Annotated in this window: 16 protein-coding genes; 8 read left to right on the top strand and 8 right to left on the bottom strand. The window is 61.1% G+C overall.

What is annotated here, in order from left to right; all coding sequences use genetic code 11:
- Nucleotides 1–114 precede the first annotated feature (114 nt).
- The 4 genes from ASB57_RS11640 (at nucleotide 115) to ASB57_RS11655 (ending at nucleotide 2,912) form a co-directional block, all read left to right on the top strand.
- Nucleotides 115–669, top strand: a complete 555-nt coding sequence (locus ASB57_RS11640) for a hypothetical protein (protein ID WP_057652378.1) — start codon at nucleotides 115–117, stop codon at nucleotides 667–669.
- On the top strand, nucleotides 666–1,208 hold the full coding sequence (locus ASB57_RS11645) for a hypothetical protein (protein WP_082621548.1): 543 nt from the start codon (nucleotides 666–668) through the stop codon (nucleotides 1,206–1,208). The genes ASB57_RS11640 and ASB57_RS11645 overlap by 4 nt, the downstream gene beginning before the upstream one ends.
- Before the next feature lie 122 nt (nucleotides 1,209–1,330).
- Nucleotides 1,331–1,948, top strand: coding sequence for a TetR/AcrR family transcriptional regulator (locus tag ASB57_RS11650; RefSeq protein WP_057652379.1), 618 nt, complete (start codon nucleotides 1,331–1,333; stop codon nucleotides 1,946–1,948).
- A gap of 79 nt (nucleotides 1,949–2,027) precedes the next feature.
- The gene (locus ASB57_RS11655) at nucleotides 2,028–2,912 is read left to right on the top strand and encodes an alpha/beta fold hydrolase (RefSeq protein WP_057652380.1); all 885 of its coding nucleotides are present in this window, start codon (nucleotides 2,028–2,030) and stop codon (nucleotides 2,910–2,912) included.
- A gap of 10 nt (nucleotides 2,913–2,922) precedes the next feature.
- On the opposite strand, the gene ASB57_RS11660 is transcribed toward ASB57_RS11655, so the two are convergent.
- The 7 genes from ASB57_RS11660 to ASB57_RS11690 are packed head-to-tail and all read right to left on the bottom strand — an operon-like array spanning nucleotide 2,923 to nucleotide 9,555.
- Nucleotides 2,923–3,897: a hydroxyacid dehydrogenase gene (locus ASB57_RS11660; protein WP_057652381.1), complete on the bottom strand. Its 975-nt coding sequence runs from the start codon at nucleotides 3,895–3,897 to the stop codon at nucleotides 2,923–2,925.
- 25 nt (nucleotides 3,898–3,922) lie between these two features.
- Entirely contained in the window at nucleotides 3,923–5,173 is a 1,251-nt protein-coding gene (locus tag ASB57_RS11665; protein ID WP_057652382.1) for a Zn-dependent hydrolase, read from the bottom strand.
- A gap of 4 nt (nucleotides 5,174–5,177) precedes the next feature.
- Entirely contained in the window at nucleotides 5,178–5,975 is a 798-nt protein-coding gene (locus ASB57_RS11670) for an aspartate/glutamate racemase family protein (protein ID WP_057652383.1), read from the bottom strand.
- A gap of 11 nt (nucleotides 5,976–5,986) precedes the next feature.
- Complete coding sequence (locus tag ASB57_RS11675) at nucleotides 5,987–6,772, bottom strand: HpcH/HpaI aldolase/citrate lyase family protein (protein WP_057652384.1); 786 nt, start codon at nucleotides 6,770–6,772, stop codon at nucleotides 5,987–5,989.
- On the bottom strand, nucleotides 6,772–7,560 hold the full coding sequence (locus ASB57_RS11680; RefSeq protein WP_057652385.1) for a creatininase family protein: 789 nt from the start codon (nucleotides 7,558–7,560) through the stop codon (nucleotides 6,772–6,774). Before ASB57_RS11680 ends, ASB57_RS11675 begins: the two co-directional genes overlap by 1 nt.
- A 26-nt stretch (nucleotides 7,561–7,586) precedes the next feature.
- Nucleotides 7,587–8,531, bottom strand: a complete 945-nt coding sequence (locus ASB57_RS11685; protein WP_057652386.1) for a tripartite tricarboxylate transporter substrate binding protein — start codon at nucleotides 8,529–8,531, stop codon at nucleotides 7,587–7,589.
- 10 nt (nucleotides 8,532–8,541) lie between these two features.
- On the bottom strand, nucleotides 8,542–9,555 hold the full coding sequence (locus ASB57_RS11690) for a tripartite tricarboxylate transporter substrate binding protein (RefSeq protein ID WP_231755402.1): 1,014 nt from the start codon (nucleotides 9,553–9,555) through the stop codon (nucleotides 8,542–8,544).
- Between the two features lie 248 nt (nucleotides 9,556–9,803).
- On the opposite strand from ASB57_RS11690, the gene ASB57_RS11695 reads away from it, so the two are divergent.
- Together ASB57_RS11695 and ASB57_RS11700 are read left to right on the top strand one after the other, a co-directional pair.
- A complete protein-coding gene (locus tag ASB57_RS11695; RefSeq protein WP_057652387.1) occupies nucleotides 9,804–10,703 on the top strand; it encodes a LysR family transcriptional regulator in 900 nt (299 codons plus the stop codon).
- A gap of 78 nt (nucleotides 10,704–10,781) precedes the next feature.
- Nucleotides 10,782–11,561: an SDR family NAD(P)-dependent oxidoreductase gene (locus ASB57_RS11700; protein WP_057652388.1), complete on the top strand. Its 780-nt coding sequence runs from the start codon at nucleotides 10,782–10,784 to the stop codon at nucleotides 11,559–11,561.
- A 96-nt stretch (nucleotides 11,562–11,657) separates the two neighbouring features.
- Here the strand turns inward: ASB57_RS11700 and ASB57_RS11705 are convergent, their stop codons facing one another.
- Nucleotides 11,658–12,578: a LysR family transcriptional regulator gene (locus ASB57_RS11705; protein WP_057652389.1), complete on the bottom strand. Its 921-nt coding sequence runs from the start codon at nucleotides 12,576–12,578 to the stop codon at nucleotides 11,658–11,660.
- Between the two features lie 111 nt (nucleotides 12,579–12,689).
- On the opposite strand from ASB57_RS11705, the gene ASB57_RS11710 reads away from it, so the two are divergent.
- Together ASB57_RS11710 and ASB57_RS11715 are read left to right on the top strand one after the other, a co-directional pair.
- Entirely contained in the window at nucleotides 12,690–14,774 is a 2,085-nt protein-coding gene (locus tag ASB57_RS11710) for a hydantoinase/oxoprolinase family protein (RefSeq protein WP_057652390.1), read from the top strand.
- Nucleotides 14,771–16,354: a hydantoinase B/oxoprolinase family protein gene (locus ASB57_RS11715; protein WP_057652391.1), complete on the top strand. Its 1,584-nt coding sequence runs from the start codon at nucleotides 14,771–14,773 to the stop codon at nucleotides 16,352–16,354. Before ASB57_RS11710 ends, ASB57_RS11715 begins: the two co-directional genes overlap by 4 nt.
- Nucleotides 16,355–16,394 lie beyond the last annotated feature (40 nt).

Below are 16,394 nucleotides of genomic sequence, written 5' to 3' on the forward strand. Positions count from 1 at the left end.
ACGTGCCGACGGATGAGCGACTCGCGGGCCAGCCTCGGGAGCGTTTGCAATCCCGGCAAGGCAGCTATGCAAGCAAGAATTCAGGCAAGTTCAAACACCCCCGTGGCGACGACCATGACCAAGCATCAAGCGCATGCGGCGTCGTTCTTCCGTTCGACGATCCTTATCGCGTTTGCCACCGCAGCCAGCATCGCGTGTACGGCGTGCAGCTCGTTCTACTCCGAAGGCGCGCAGGCCGGTGCGGGTATCGGCGGCGCGCTCGTGGCGTCGAGAGTCACCAACAATGCCGCGGTTGCGACCGGCATCGGCCTCGGTGCCGTGGCACTGGCCAAGGCCGGCGTCCAGTACTCCGAGCGTACGGTCCATGCCTATACCCAAACCAGCATCGCCGACGTCGCCGGTCCCCTCAAGGAAGGCGCCATCGCCCCTTGGTCGGTCAAGCACTCCTTCCCCATTGAAGATGATGCGCATGGCCGCGTGACGGTCAGCCGCAAGATCAGCACGGGCGCACTGGAGTGCAAGGAAATCGTGTTCTCCGTGGACCAGGACGCCACCAAGGATGCCGCGGCATCCAGCGCGTTCTATGTCGCCTCGGTATGCCGTGATGGAAAGGCCTGGAAGTGGGCTTCCGCGGAGCCGTCCACCGAGCGCTGGGGTTCGCTGCAGTGAGGGGATTCAAGCTTGCCCTGCTCGCCCTGTCCTGCGGGAGCGTGGTCGCACTGACGAGTGGCTGTTCATCGGTTGGCGCCGCCAGCGGCGCCGTTGCCGCCGTGGCGACGGGCGCGTTCACCGCCAACCCCGCCATCGGTTTGGGCGTGGGCATCACCGTGCAGGCGGCGACCGACGAAGCGGTCAACCGCTACATGAAAGGGCTTCATGCAGACCAGCAGATACTTATCGCCACCACTGCCGGCGGCCTGCCGGTGGATGGGACCGGCACCTGGTCGGTCAAGCACATGCTGCCCATCGAAAACGGCCACGGCAAAGTCCGCGTGATACGCGCGTTCGACTCCGCGCTGGCGTCCTGCAAAGAGTTCATGTTCTCCGTACAGGACGGCGATACCCCGGAGGCGCCCGAGCAATGGTTTACAGCCACGGCCTGCGAGGATAAGGGTTTGACGCCAAACACTGCGCAGGCGCTTGCCAAACCAACCTGGAAATGGGCCACCGCCGAGCCGGCGGTACAGCGCTGGGGCGCATTGCAGTAACCGCTGGGCAGGGTTGGGCGGCGCCGACGCCCCTCCCCTCGCCGAACACTTTGATCCCTGCTTACTTGACCGCGGCTCGTCGCTCGCCTATATTGGGAACGATCATTTCCAATATACGAATCATGCCCTCCTCCCCCGTAGCCCCTTCCGCGCACAAGTCCCGCGGCAGACCCCGCGAGTTCGACGAAGCAGCCTTCCTCGATGCGGCGATCACGTTGTTCCGTCATCGCAGCTTTAGCGGGGTAAGTATCAGCGACATTACTGAAGCCACCGGGCTGACGGCGGGGAGCATTTACAAGGCCTACACGGACAAGCAAGGCGTCTTCGCCAAAGCTTTGGAACGCTACATCGACCAGCGGGAAATGCGCTTGCGGGAGCGGCTTGAACACGTCAAGGATGGCAAAAGCAGAATTGCCGAACTGCTCCGCGACTACGTCGCGTTGAGCCAGGGACGCGACGGCAAGCTTGGCTGCATGGTTGTCGCCGGCATCACGGATATAGAGCAGCTTGGTGTTGCGGCCGATGTGCTGAATCAACAGTTAAAGAAACGCTTGGCAGCGCTTAAAGCGCTTATCGCCGCTGGCCGCGATGACGGATCGATTCCGGCGGACATCGACATTAACGCGACCGCAAGCGTGCTGCTGGCGCTTCTGCAGGGCATGCGCGTGGTAGCGAAGGCATCCACGCTCACAGACGATGCAGACGCGTTCATGCGACGCGCGCTCCGGTTGCTGGACTGACCGCGCACTCCTTTATCGCCCTGTTCGCCGGCGCGAGCGTCTATTTTCCAGGCCCATCTTATTCTCCAGGCCCATCACCATGACTTTCACCAAACTTCCTGCGCCCCCTGCGGGCTTCAGCCATCAATTCGGTCGCGCGAATGGTTTGCGCTTTCACTATGTCGCCGGAGGCCGCGAAGACAGGCCGGCACTGGTTCTGCTCGCCGGTTTTCCCGAAAGCTGGTTCGCCTGGCGCCATGTGATGGAGCGACTCGCTGACCGGTACCGGATCGTTGCCGTCGACTTACCCGGACAAGGTGACAGCGATAAGCCCTTATCGGGCTATGACACACAGACGGTTGCCCGGCGTTTACATGATTTCATCGGGTCACTGGGCTTGGGACGCTACTACCTTGCGGCGCACGATGTCGGCGCGTGGGTAGCGTTTCCCTATGCAATGATGTTCGACGACGAGATACGCGCCCTTACCCTGATGGACGCCGGCATTCCGGGCGTGTCACTGCCGGACATGTTGCCGTCCTCTTCCGAAAAATCCTGGAAGACCTGGCACTTCTCGTTCCATGCGGTGGCCGACCTTCCAGAAGCCCTGCTGCAAGGACGTGAGCGGATTTATCTCGAATGGTTCTTTAGGGAGAAAACCGCTAATCCCTCCTGCTATGGCGAGATCGAAATGGCCGAATACGAGCGTCTGCTGAGCGCGCCCGGTGGCTTGCGCGCCGGACTGGCCTTCTATCGTTCCTTGTCCGAATCCGCCACCCAAAACAAGGCGTTGGCAGAAACGCGCCGCCTGGCCATGCCAGTCTTGGGATTATCTTCCGACCAAGGCTCGATTCCAGACATGGCGGCTACGCTCAGGCCGTATGGAGACGATGTGCACAGCGATACCATCCTGCACTGCGGGCATTTCCAACCGGAGGAACAGCCGGAGGCCGTTGCCAAGGCCTTGGCGCGCTTCTTCCGCTAGTTTGTTTCGGTCAGCGCGCTGCGGCCTCCGACCATACTGCAGGATTCACGAGATGGTCGGGGCGCGCGCCCTCGAGCACTTTCAACACCTGCCCGGCCACGGCCGTCGCCGTTCGCTGCAGCGCCTCTTCCGTGCTTCCTCCCGCGTGCGGCGCGAGCACCACTTGCGCAAGCCCCAGCAAGGGGTGCTCGGGCGGAGGCGGCTCCTTGGAAAACACATCGACACCCGCACCAGACAGGTGGCCAGACCGCAGCGCGGCGGCCAGCGCCTGCTCGTCGACGAGATTCGCGCGAGCGGTGTTAATCAAGATCGCACCACGCTTCATCGCGGCAAGCACCGACGCATCGACCAGCGGACCCGGGCCCGGGTTGCCCGGCCGATGAAGCGACACGATGTCCGCCTGCCTGACCAGCTCCGCCATGCTAGATACCGGTACACATCCCGCCGCGCGGACATCCTCCGCCGACACCGATGGGGAGTATACGTACACCGTCATACCGAAGCCGTCGCGCGAGATTTGTGCAACGGCACGGCCAATCTGGCCGAAGCCCACCACGCCCAGCGTCATGCCGGAGAGTTCGCGCAGGCCCGCGTCATAGCGCGCATCCCAGTTTCCCTGCCGCACTGCGTGGTCGAGCGCGACCGTGCGCTTGACCAGGGCGAGCGCCATCGAAATCACCAGCTCCGCCACGGACCTTGCGTTGGCGCCCGGGGTATTCACTACTGCGATCCCGCGCGCGGTGGCGCTGGCAATATCGATCATGTTCGTGCCGGCGCCGTGACTGCCGATGACACGCAAGCGATGACCCGCCTCGATGGCTTGCGTGTCGAGGCCGGCGTTGCGGGTAATCACCGCCTCGCAGTCGCCAATCGCCTGAGCAACATCGCCCATGTCGGCTGACTTCGGCACGATGCACGCGATGCCCGCGCGCTCAAGAAGGGCCACGCCGTCGGCATGGATGGGTTGAACCACAAGACACTTCATCGCTTAACTCCAGTGAACTAATCGCTTAACGATCATCCGCCAATCCATCGGCCAGCAGCCGCGCGGCAAGCGCGAAATCATCCAGCGCCATGGCCTCATCAGGATTGTGCGAGCCATGCTCGTTTCTTACAAAAATCATCGCCGTCTTGACACCCAGGTTGGCGAACACGGCGGCGTCGTGGCCCGCCCCGCTGGGCATGTCCATCGCATTGATGCCCCGGGTGCTCGCATAGGCGCCAAGCAGCCCCACCAAACCAGGATGCATCAGCGCCGGCCGGGACCCCGTCTTCTGCCCGAACTCCACCTTCGTGGCGGTCCGCTGACAGACAGTGCTCGCCTTGGCCCGGAGAATCTGGTCATACCGGTCCAGGACTTCCTCACTGATGCTTCTTACGTCGATACAACAATCCAGCTCGCCGGCCACCTTGCTGAATGCGTGCTCCGTCGGATTGGTCGCCAGTTTGCCGACCGTGACTACAAGGTCTTCGCCGGCCTCGTCCAGCGCTTCCCATTCCGCATCGATCCCGGCCATCCACACCGCGGCCGCGCGAACCGCATCGCTTCTATCCCTCCGGTCGACCGCACCGGAATGGGCATATTTGCCCAGCCAACGCATATCCCGATACCGGAAGCTGCCGCGAATACCGGTGACGATGCCTACCGGGACCTTGGCGTTGACGAGCTTCGGGCCTTGTTCGATGTGGAGTTCAATGAATCGGTCTATCCCCTCCGCATTCAGCGCCGGCCGCCCAAATCGGCCCGGATCCAGACCAAGGTCCACCATATGGTCCCGCAAGGTTCTGCCGGTATCGGCGCGCCGCAGGTCGAGCACCGTATTATCGACCAGGCCGAACGCCGCTTTGCTGCCTAAGTAGGAGTACGGAAACCAGGTGCTTTCCTCGGCCCGTATTCCCATTACGGTAACGTCAACGGCCGGGACATAGCCCGCCGCGCGCCAACCGGCAAGCACCGCCAAGCCGGCGATGACGCCGGCGGCGCCATCGAAGTTGCCCCCAACCGGCACCGAATCCAGATGAGATCCCGTCATTCGCATTGGACGGCTTCGGTCCTTTCCCGGCAGCGTCAGATAGAGATTCCCGCTCCCATCGATATTGACAAGTAGCCCAAGCTCCTTCGCACAATTCGATATGATGGTGTGGGCCGTCTGCTCTCCCTGCCCGTAGGCGTCACGCGTGACGCCTTTCCCGTCGGTGCTCGCATCTCGCAGCGCGGTGAACAGATGCTCGGCCAGTTTGATGTCGGGATCCGGACTCATGGACCTATCCAAGCGAGTAGCTTGCGCGAGTAATGGGCGCCAGCTGCTCGCTAAGCAGCTTGCCATACCCCTGGATGGCATCGGGCAGACCCAGAAGGCGTAAGCAGCCCCAAAGCGTGGCCTGATTACTCGTCACCACGGGTTTCCCAAGCTCATCCTCGATCCGCTGGATCATGTCGATGGTGGCAAGATTGGTGCACGACAGAAAGATCGCGTCTGCTTCCGGGCGATCGATGTCGCGTGCCAGTTGATAGGCCACCTGCGGAGGCACGCGGCCGATATCCCGTCGTTCCTCCTGGGTATGGCCCAGATCCAGCCCGTCTATGGAGACCACCTCGAAGCCATATTGCTCCAGGAATTCCCGCTCGCGGGTGTTCACGAATTCAATATACGGGGTGCCGACGGCCACGCGTTTGACCCCGAGGGCACGTAAAGCCGCCACCACGGCGCCCGCCGTCGCAATCGCGGGTGCACCGACCCGCTCGCTCATGCCGTCGCACAATTCATCGAGCGAGCAGACGATGGACCCCGAGGTGCAGCCGTAGGCCACGACGTCGACTTCCGCGGTCTTGATCAACTCCGCGGCCTCGATCACACCTCGCGCCATGCGATCGTAGTTCTCCTGGGTTGCCGGTCCCGCATTGATGGCACGACCCGAGTGTACGGTCACGCCTTCTGGGGCCATCCTGTAAAACTCCGGCTCATTGATCGTATTGGTCGACGGAACGATCAGGCCTATCTTGGCGCGCCAGCCATAAGGGCGATAACGCGCGGTGGTTTTCATCAAAGTGTGGTCGGACATGCCGTAGCCCTCTATCGTGCCGCCAGGCGCTTCAAACCTGTGGCAGCCTGGTTGAAAGTGTTGAAGAGGCTGTTGACGTCATTACTGAACGGCATCCAGCCGATGCCCCGCGCGATCCAGCGCTCAGCGGACGTCAGGTCCTGACAACTGAAGCCCCAGGGAATGTTGTGCTTCGCGCATGTGCCGATGACATGCTCGACCGCTTCCTGGTAACGCGGGTGATTCATATCACCGGGGATGCCAAGATCCTGCGTCAGATCATCGGGGCCGATCATGATGGCGTCCAGACCGGCGACCTGGCATATCGTTTCCAGATTATCCAGCCCGACTTTCGTTTCCATCATCGCGATCGTCGCCGTATTGGCGTTGAGTTCCGCCACTTGCTCCAGCGGCGACGTCAGCTTGATGTAGTCCGTGTGGGGACCGCGCATATTCAGGATGCGTTGCCCACGCGGGCCGTATTTGGTGTATTGGAGAATCTGCTCCAACTGCTGGGGCGTCTCGATATTCGGCAGCAGCAAGCCCATCGCGCCGGCATCCAGAGGACGGGTGTAGTCGTGCGAGTCGGAGCCTGCGGGGCGGACGATAGGTACCAGACCGGCCTCTCGTGCCACGAGGCACATCGTCGCGACCTCGCTGATGGAAAAGTCGCTATGTTCCATTTCGATCAGGACAAAATCCAGTCCCGTCACCGCAAGAAGTTTCATGAACCGCGGGTGGCGCACCATCGTCGCCCAGGTGCCGAAGACCGGCTTGCCCTGCCCCCAGAGTTGCATCAGCGGATTCTGCCTGCTCATCACGCCTCCGCCTTTGCAAACGACATCGTGCTGAATCGGGATGCGGCTTCAGCCATGTACGTGACGGTGCGCTCCCAGATCTCCTGGCCAAGTTCGGCCGTTGCGTGCGTCGGGTCACCTTGCGTGCCGATTTCCGCGTAGTCGCTGATGTCGCTGAACACAGAGAAACTGGACTTCCCTAGCGTCACCTTGCCGCTGGACACGGTGTTCACCCCGTCGGTAAATGCCCGAAGAGGACCCGCTGCCTTGGCCCGATCCATGAATACCAGGTGCGGGAATTTGGCCAATGCGACTGACGTGACCATTTCCGAAGCATGCCCGCTGGGCGCGCTCTTCGTGACGAACTGGCCTGCGGAAACGTCACGCATGATCGAGAAAACATCGATGAGGCCACCGACGGCGCCGTACTTACGCCGCAGGTGGCGGCACACGCTTTCTATCGGGCCCAAGGAACCGGCGTGGATGTTGATAAAGAAGAAATGCCGGAAGCCTTGCCCGGCCAGGGCGTCGCACATCTCTTTGAGGTAGCGCTCCACCGTTTCCATCTCGACGGACAGCGTGCCGGCGTAATCAAGGAACATGGCCGAGTAGTTCACCGGCACGATAGGCGTCACTGCCAGCCCGGCACGCTCGCCGACCTCCGTGGCAATCTCTTCGCAGATGCGCAATTCCGTGCCGGTCGCCAGATGCGCCCCATACTGTTCCACCGCACCCACGGGTATCAGCACGGTGTCACGCTCGGACAGATAGGCGCTGATATCGTCGTAGGTATGAAGGTCTGTTCTCATCGAATACTCCAGGCTGTATCGGTTGGTTAGACGGTCCAAGGCTGGGCTGCCCAGAGCTTCCTGAGCTGCCCGTCCAAATCTTTCAAGGCCTTCACATACTCGTCGTGCTTGATATAGCGAAGGGGCTGAAACGTTGACTTTGCTTTCTGCAGGTAGGCGGGATCCTGATTGCACTTATCCACGGCATCGGCCAATGTCGTCATGGCGGCCGCCGGAATACCGCGCGGCGCGGCGAGCCCGCGCATGCTGCCGGAGATGACGTTGAAACCGGATTCCTTGAACGTCGGAATGTCCGGAGCATCCGGAGAGCGCTGATCGCTCATGACGCCGACGATGCGCCATGGGTTGCCCTTGGCAAAGGTCATGGCCTCGCCCAGGTTGGCCATGCTGCTGTCGATCACCTTGCCGAGCAAGGCGACGCTTGCCGGCGATGCCCCTTGAAATGGCACGGGCATGACCTTGATACCCGCGGCCTGCTCCAAAAGCAGGGTAGAGATATGTCCCGCGGAGCCCACCCCCTGGGTTCCTACCGTGATGCTGTCCGGGTGCTCTTTCGATGCGGCGATGAGGTCGCTGACGGTTTTGATCGGGCTGTCCGAACGCACGCTAATGGTGCCGGGGTCCTCAACAAGATTGGCGATGAAATCGAAGCTGTCGATCGAGTAGTTCCGTTTTCGTTCGATGGGCAGGCTGACGACACCAGGGGTATTCACGATGCCGATCGTGTAGCCGTCGTTCTGGGCATGGGCCAGATAACCCATGGCGATATCGCCAGCGGCCCCGGGCTTGTTCAAGACAATGAAACGTGCGTTCGGGATTTTCGTCTCCATGCACATTGCTATCGTCCTGGCCGTGAGGTCCGTACCCGCTCCCGCCGGAAAAGGCACGACTACGGTGATTGGCTGCTCCGGATACGCCGCGTGAGCTACCGCGGCAAACGCCATCAAGGCGCACGCGATCACTGTTTTCATTGATTTCCCCTTAGACCTGCCATGGCGATGTGTTCCACAACGCCTGCAACTGGTCGCGCTGTCGTAATAGCTCCTTTACGTACTCGTCTCCGGCCAGCAATCTGACTTCTTGCTTCGCCACTTTGGTATCGCCGATAAACCGGGAATCCTTCGCCGCGTCTATGACCATTGCGCTCAATTTCGCGCGGCATTCAGGCGGCAGTCCCTTCGGAACGCCTATGCCACGAAGCGAGCCCCACAGGATCGGGTACCCCGCTTCAGTGAAAGTCGGCAGCGTGGGCACGAAGGGGGAGCGGGCCTGGCTCATGACGCCAAGCGTGCGCCACGGCACCCCTTCCCCAAACGCCAGCGCTTCGCTGAGATTGACGGCGGCCACATCGAGTTGCCGTCCGAGCAGCGCGGTCCTGACATCTGCGGTGCCTTTGTAGGGGACATGACGAAGCCGAATACCTGTTTTTTGCTGTAGCAGCAGCAGGGACAGGTGGCCGGCGGACCCGACGCCCGCCGTGCCGTAATGCAGTTCGTCCGGTCGCTGCCGCGCCAGTGCGACCAGATCCTGGAGAGATCTGACCGGCGAATCGCCATGGACACTCAGCGTTGCCGGGTCGTCCACCAGACTCGCCAGCGGATCGAAGCTGGCCAGTTGAAACTGCGCTTCCCGCTCGATAGGGATGCTCACCACATTCGGGGTATTGAGCAGCCCCAAGGTGTAGCCATCCGGCGCGGATCGAGAAACCTGCGCCATGCCGATTTCGCCGCCAGCCCCAGCACGGTTCAACACCATGACAGACTGCTTTGCGTACTTTTCCAGCACCCTGGCAAAAATCCTGGCCGTCAGGTCGGTCCCGCCAGCGGCGGTGAACGGGACGATGAGCGTCATCGGCCGCTCGGGATAGACCTCGCGCTGCGCCCGCGCCGCCAGCGGCAAGGAACCCAATAACGCGGACGCGACTGCAAGCTGCAATGTCCGCCGTCGCTTGCGGACGTGCGTACTCCCTTCGTCTGGCGAAGTGGATGCCATCATGATCAACCCCTTGATCTATGTGTCTATTTATCTCCGCGGCGTCACCGTTGCGCCGGGGCGTCCGTGGAGTGACTTCATCTTATGTACAAATCAGGGGGACGAAAAACTGTATTTTTTTGTGGGAATCACAATTTATATTTGTAAGGCTCCCCAGCCGAAAAAGCGGGCATGCGCTAAGGGGACACACCTATGGATCTTATTGGGGGTCGACGCTATGGTGACCAAGGGATCAAAAGCGATCATGGGAAATGCTTAAAGAACTGCGAACGCTTGCCGCCGTGGCAAGGCTGGGAAGCGTCACGGCCGCCGCGCGCGAGATTGGGTTGACGCAGGCGGCAGCGAGCGCGCAGATTCAGCGCCTTGAAGAATCTCTTCAGCTTCAATTATTCGATCGAGTCGGGCGTCACGTCCGCCTGAACCAGTCCGGGATCGAGATCGTCTCTCGGGCCGAGCACATCCTTCATCTATGTGCTGAACTTCAGGATGTAAAGAAATCCGGGGCCCTTCGCGGGAATCTGCGCCTGGGTGCCATCCAGAGCATGCAGCGGCAGTATCTGCCCCGGGTCATTCAAGGACTGGTGTCGTCCAGCCCGGATATAAAAACGCATCTTGAGTTGGGCGGCTCTCTGCCCTTGTTGACGGCCGTGGACCAGGGCACCCTGGACGCCGCCATGGTGGTGAAACCGTTCTTCAGCATTCCGCCGGAACTTGAATGGATACCCCTGCTTCGGGAACCCTTCAAAGTCATCTGCCCCATCGCGGATGCCACGGACGACTGGCGGCATGTCCTGCGCAGCCGCCCGTTCATCCGCTATGACAGCGCGTCTTTTGGAGGACGGGTGGTGGATAGATTCTTGCAGGAGCACCACCTTCAGCCTGACTGCCACATCGAATGCCAGGACGTCGATGCCATTCTGGAAATCGTGGCCTGCGGCATCGGCGCAGCGCTGATCCCCGTGAAGGATCTATCGCGGCATCGGGATCAACTGTGCGAGATAGACCTTGGTCAGGATCGGTTCTTTCGTGAAGTGGGAATGGTCATTCCAAGCGCACCGCGTAAGCGGGAGTTGGTGCAGGAGCTTGTGCGAATCACCAGGGAGCATGTGCGGTCATCGCCTCACGCTCATCCCCTTCTGGACTCCCATTGAGGGTTCAATAAGAAAAACACGGCCTGTTCAACTGACGGGCGCACCGCGGTTGCGGCAGCCAAACTGGAGTATCAAAAGATGGATCTGGGCATCAAAGGAAAAGCGGCGCTCGTCTTCGGAGGCAGCCGGGGCTTGGGCCGCGCCTGTGCCCGCCAGCTTGCCATGGAAGGCGTAAAAGTAACGCTGGCCGCCAGGACAGCCGCCACGCTGGCAAGCGCCGCAGCGGAGATAGGCCATGAAACCGGCCAGGTCGTGTCCTGGGTATCGGCCGACATGACGACGGAGGATGGCCGCAAGGCCGCGCTTGAAGCCTGCCCGGCGCCCGACATCCTGATCAACAATGCCGATGGTCCCCTGCCGGGTGATTTCCGCGATTGGCAGCGTGAGGATTGGCTGGACGCCCTGGATGCGATGATGCTGGGCCCGATAGACATGATCCGCCAAACAATAGATGGCATGGAGAAACGTGGATTCGGCCGCATCGTCAATATCGTTTCGCGCAGCGTCAAGGCACCGCATGCCGAACTGGGTTTGTCCAATGCCGCCCGCAGCGGCCTGGTTGGGTTCGTCGCGGGGCTGGCGCGGCAGACGGTGCGGCACAACGTCACGATCAACAATTTATTGCCGGGCGCTTTCGCCACCGATGCGCAAGCGCGCCACATCCGCGGCATGGTGGAACAGACTGGGAGGTCTTTCGAAGTCCTCTGGGACGAGCGTGGCCGCGCCAATCCCGCCGGCCGCTACGGCCAGGCCGAAGAACTTGGCGCGCTATGCGCCTTTGTATGTTCCGCGCATGCCGGGTATATGACGGGACAGAACATATTGATGGACGGCGGTGGGTACCCGGGGACGTTTTGATTCTGATGGTGATGCCGGACGGAATCCACGGCGCATGACAAGACGATCAACCCATGCTCACGCGATTGAGTAGAAGTCCCCGCCCTTGGGTCTGCATCACGCTTCTCGCAATACGTCCGACGTCGTGAGCGCCTGCCGCCGCATTTGATTGAGCACGGTCTCTTCGGCGGCGGGAATCGAGGGGCTGGTTCTACGAATGATGCCGATTTGACGGTGAGGCCTGGGCTCGCCGATCGAGCGATGCGCCATATGGTCTACCTTCAGCCACGGCAACGATAACTTAGGCAGGATGGTGATACCAAGACCAGCCGATGCCATATTGATGGCCGTCACCATACTGACGACCTCATGCCCCGCCTTGCGCGGCAATCCAGTAAGCAGCAAGGATGCTTCAGCCAATCGCCTGACGCTGGATTTCTGCGGAAGCAGGATAAGGGGATGTTCCGCCAGTTCGCCCCACTCCACAACCGTCTTTCGTGCCAGGGGGTGATCCTCCCTGAGAACCGCCACCAGTTCGTCCACGAAAAGCGGCTCGAAGGCGAGTTCGCTCACCGCATGCGTGAACATGCCCAGGCCAAAATCGACCTCCCGGTTCACGATCCGCTCAATCAAGACATCGTTCTGGTCCTCGATCATCTGAACAGCAATGCTTGGATGCGACTGCTGTAACGCAGCCAAGGTGCGCGTGCCTATCCCGAACGCCAAAGAGTGAAGAATGGAAAAGGCGATGCGCCCGCGACTTCCCTCAACAAGCGCGCGCATATCAGCACTTGCATGATCCAGATCCTGCAACGGTCGCCGAACACTCAAGAGAAGCTGCTCACCGGCGGCCGTCAGGTGCAGGCGCCGGGTGGTCCTGTCGAACAGCGCCACACCAAGATTGGACTCCAGCTCTTTGATCAGCTGAGAGAAAGCGGGCGGCGTCATCGAGGTTTGGGCCGCAGCCAGCGCAAACGATCCCAGTTCCGCCGCCGCGACGAAACCCTGGAGTTGCCGCAACTTGAAATTATTAGGCATTACTTAAGAATATTCAAAAAACTTCAAATTGTCATTAGGCCAGGACCCGGAGAAGATAGCAGTGCAATGCGGGTCCCGACCCGCGCCAAACTGTAAAAGGCAGAAGAGAACATGGGAAATTTTTGGATAGGCATCGATACCGGGGGCACCTTCACCGATTTGGTTCTCCGTGATGCAGAGAGCGATCGCTGCGTCTATCACAAGGTACCGACGCAGACCAAAGACCCCGCCAAGGGGATTCTGGACGGAGTGCGGGAGCTGTTGCATATCTCTTCCGTCAGAGCGAATGACGTGGACTTCGTGGTGCTCGGGACGACATTGGCGACGAACGCCGTACTGGAAGGCAAATGGGCCCGCACGGGCCTGATTACCAGCGCGGGTTTCGGTGACCTCCTGGATATCGCGCGTCAGCGGCGCCCCCACTATTTCGATCTGGATGTTCCCAAACCGATTCCACCCTCGCTTCGGGACGACAGGATTGAAGTGCCCGAACGCGTTCAATACGACGGCGCCCCCATCACAGGTCTGGACGAAAAGGCGGTTCGGGATGCGGTGGCCACGCTGCGCGAGCGCGGTGTCGGCGCCATCGCCATATGCTTCCTCCATTCCTACGCGAATCCCGAGCATGAACGCAGGGCTTTGCAAATTGCTCGCGAGACCTGGCCGAATGCCTATGTCTGCACCTCCGAAGATGTCTTGCCGGAAATGCGCGAGTACGAGCGTTTTGTCACGGCGACGGTAAATGCAAGCCTGATGCCGGTCATGGATCGGTACCTTGAGCAGTTCGAGCACGGTGTCCGTGACATGGGCGTCAAGCGACCGGCGCGTGTCATGCAATCAAATGGCGGCGCGGTCACCGCAGCGACGGTGCGCCGCTTACCCATCAATACCTTTTTTTCCGGTCCCGCCGGCGGGGTGATGGCTACTGTAGCCGTCGGCAGGGATGTCGGCAAAAAAGGCCTGGTGGCATTCGACATGGGTGGCACCAGTACCGACGTGTGCCTGGTCAAAGATCTGAATCCCTCGATGAAAAGCGAACGCCAGATGGGCGGCCTGCCCGTCCGGGCGCCGACCTTCGACATTCACACCATCGGCGCCGGCGGCGGCAGCCTGGCATGGATCGACGCAGGAGGAATGCTCAAGGTGGGCCCTCAGAGCGCGAGTGCCTATCCCGGTCCTGCCGCGTATGGCCGCGGCGGCGACAAGCCGACCGTCACCGATGCCAACGTGCTGCTCGGCCGCTTAAGTCCCGTCTCGCTGTTGGACGGCCGCATGAAAGTCTATCCGGACAACGCTGCAGGCGCGATCCGGACGACACTCTGCGAAAGCCTGGATATGAGCATCGAGGATGCGGCGATCGGAATTCTGAAGATTGCCACGGTGCACATGACGGGTGCGGTTCGAGTCATATCCGTCGAACAGGGTGAAGATCCCAGAGACTACGCGCTGGTCGCGTTCGGCGGCGCCGGTCCGCTGCACGCGGCTGAAGTCGCCCTCGCCGCCGGCATGAAAGATGTCATCGTGCCGCCGCGTCCGGGCTTGCTGTCGGCCCAGGGGCTATTGCAATCCGACCAACGTGGCGACTTCAGCATGACCTGCCTGGTGCCGGCGGAGGCCGCCTCCATCGATCGCGTCAACACGGCCTTCCGCGATCTCAACGAACGCATAGCCGCATGGGTAAAGGACGAGAGCAGCGACATCGCGCTCAGCGTCAAACATACCTGGAGGATAGGCCTGCGGTATCTCGGACAGAGCTCCGAGCTGACCTTGGAGATCGAGGCAGCCCACATTGACGCGGCTATCTTGAACGGACTGCGTGCTGCATTTCATCAAAAGCACGAGGATCTATTGGGCTATCAATTGGCCTCCCATGACGTCCAGGTGGTCAACGTGCGAGGTTCAGTCATTATCGAAACGACCAAGCCGTCGACCATCAAGATACAAGAAGGCGGTGATCTGGCGTCCGCGAAAGACGGCGAGCGCCGGGTATGGTTCGCAAGCACGGGATTTGTGGACACCCCGATTTTCAAGCGCGGCGCCCTTTCCGCCGGCACGCGCTTTGACGGCCCCGCCGTCATTGAACAGATGGACACCACGACGGTCGTGCCCCCCGGCGCGCATGTGCTGGTGGATGAGTACGGTTATCTGCACCTCGATTTGGCCGACATTTTGGCAGCGCAAGGAGTTCAAGCATGAAGAAGCCCATTGATCCGATCCGCGCAGAGGTAGTGGCGCGCTATCTTCTCGGCGTAACCGAGGAAATGGGCGCCGCGCTCACCCGCGCGGCATTTTCTCCGAACATCAAGGAACGCCACGACTGCTCCACGGCGGTCTTTGACAGCGAGGGCAATGTCATTGCGCTGCCGCAACGCGTGCCCATCCACTTGGGATCGATGGTCGGCGTGGTGGGCGCCATCTGCGACAAATTCCCCCGCGAGCAGATCAAGCCGGGGGATATGTTCATCGCGAACGATCCCTACAACGGCGGCGGCTCCCACCTTCCGGACGTCAACATGATCGCCCCGGTTTTCTTCGACGGTGCGATCGTGGCCTTCGTTGCGAACATCGCCCACCACGCCGATGTGGGCGGTATGGTCCCTGGGTCAGAGGCCGCCATCTGCACATCGATCTTCCAGGAGGGGATACGCATTCCTCCCGTCCGCTTGATCTCCGGCGGCACGTTGAACACCGATATCCTCGACATTTTCCTGCTCAACTCGCGCACGCCCGAGGAGCGCTCGGGTGACATCCGCGCGCAGATTGCCGCGAACACCGTAGGCTTGCGTGCGATGGAAGCGCTGTTCACGCGCTATGGCGTGGAATCGCTCCAAGAAACGATCGCAGGCTATCTGGATTTCACCGAACGGCGCTTTCTGCGCGCCATTGAAGCGCTGCCACAGGGTGTCTATCAATCCAGCGATTACCTTGATGGCAATGAGGAAGGCGAGACTGCCGAAATCCGCCTGAAGCTGCTCGTCGAGAAAGGAAAACTAGTTCTGGACTTCGACGGCTCCGCGCCGCAATTGGAGTCCGCGCGCAACATTCCGTACCGCGCATTGATCGCCACGGTCTACACCGTCGTCAAGAGCATGCTCGATCCGGGTATCGCCGCCAACGCAGGCTATTTCCGGACCATCGAGGTACGCATTCCTCGCGGCACGGTGGTCGGTCCGGTGGCACCAGCGGCCATCGGCGCGCGAGCGATTTCCTGCGCCGTACTTGGCGATGTCATCGCGACGGCAATATCCAAGGCAATGCCGGGCAAAGGTCTGGCTCGCAGCGGCCCTCACCAGCTGATCGTGCTCGCAGGCGATGATCCTCGCACCGGAAAGTATTTCGTGAACTATGAAACGCTGGCCGGCGGCATGGGTGCCAGGTCTTACCGTCATGGCATGGATGCCGTTCGGGTGCACGCGTCCGGATCTTCGAACCTTCCCGTGGAAGCGTTGGAGCACTCCTATCCTTTCGTCATCGAACGGTATGAAATCAACCGGCCGAGCGGCGGCAAAGGACACTTTAAGGGTGGCGCTGGCATTCTGCGAGATTATCGTGTGACCGGCAAAAATGTCGTGCTCAGCCTGTCGTCGGAGCGGCAACATGTCGCTGCCGGTGGCACGGATGGCGGCGGCGATGGCGGCCTGGGTCAGTTCGTGCTGGACCCAGGCACCGCTGGTGAGCGCAAGCTACCTGCCGCGGCGGCAGAGATCAAACTTCGTGCAGGGCAAGTCCTGCGTGTCTGCACGCCGGGAGGTGGCGGCTACGGCAAGGCGGATTGACATCACCACCCCCGCAAAGGGGGGGTACTACTCAAGGGGA

It is taken from the genome of Bordetella sp. N (genome assembly GCF_001433395.1).
Classification (GTDB): domain Bacteria; phylum Pseudomonadota; class Gammaproteobacteria; order Burkholderiales; family Burkholderiaceae_B; genus Bordetella_C.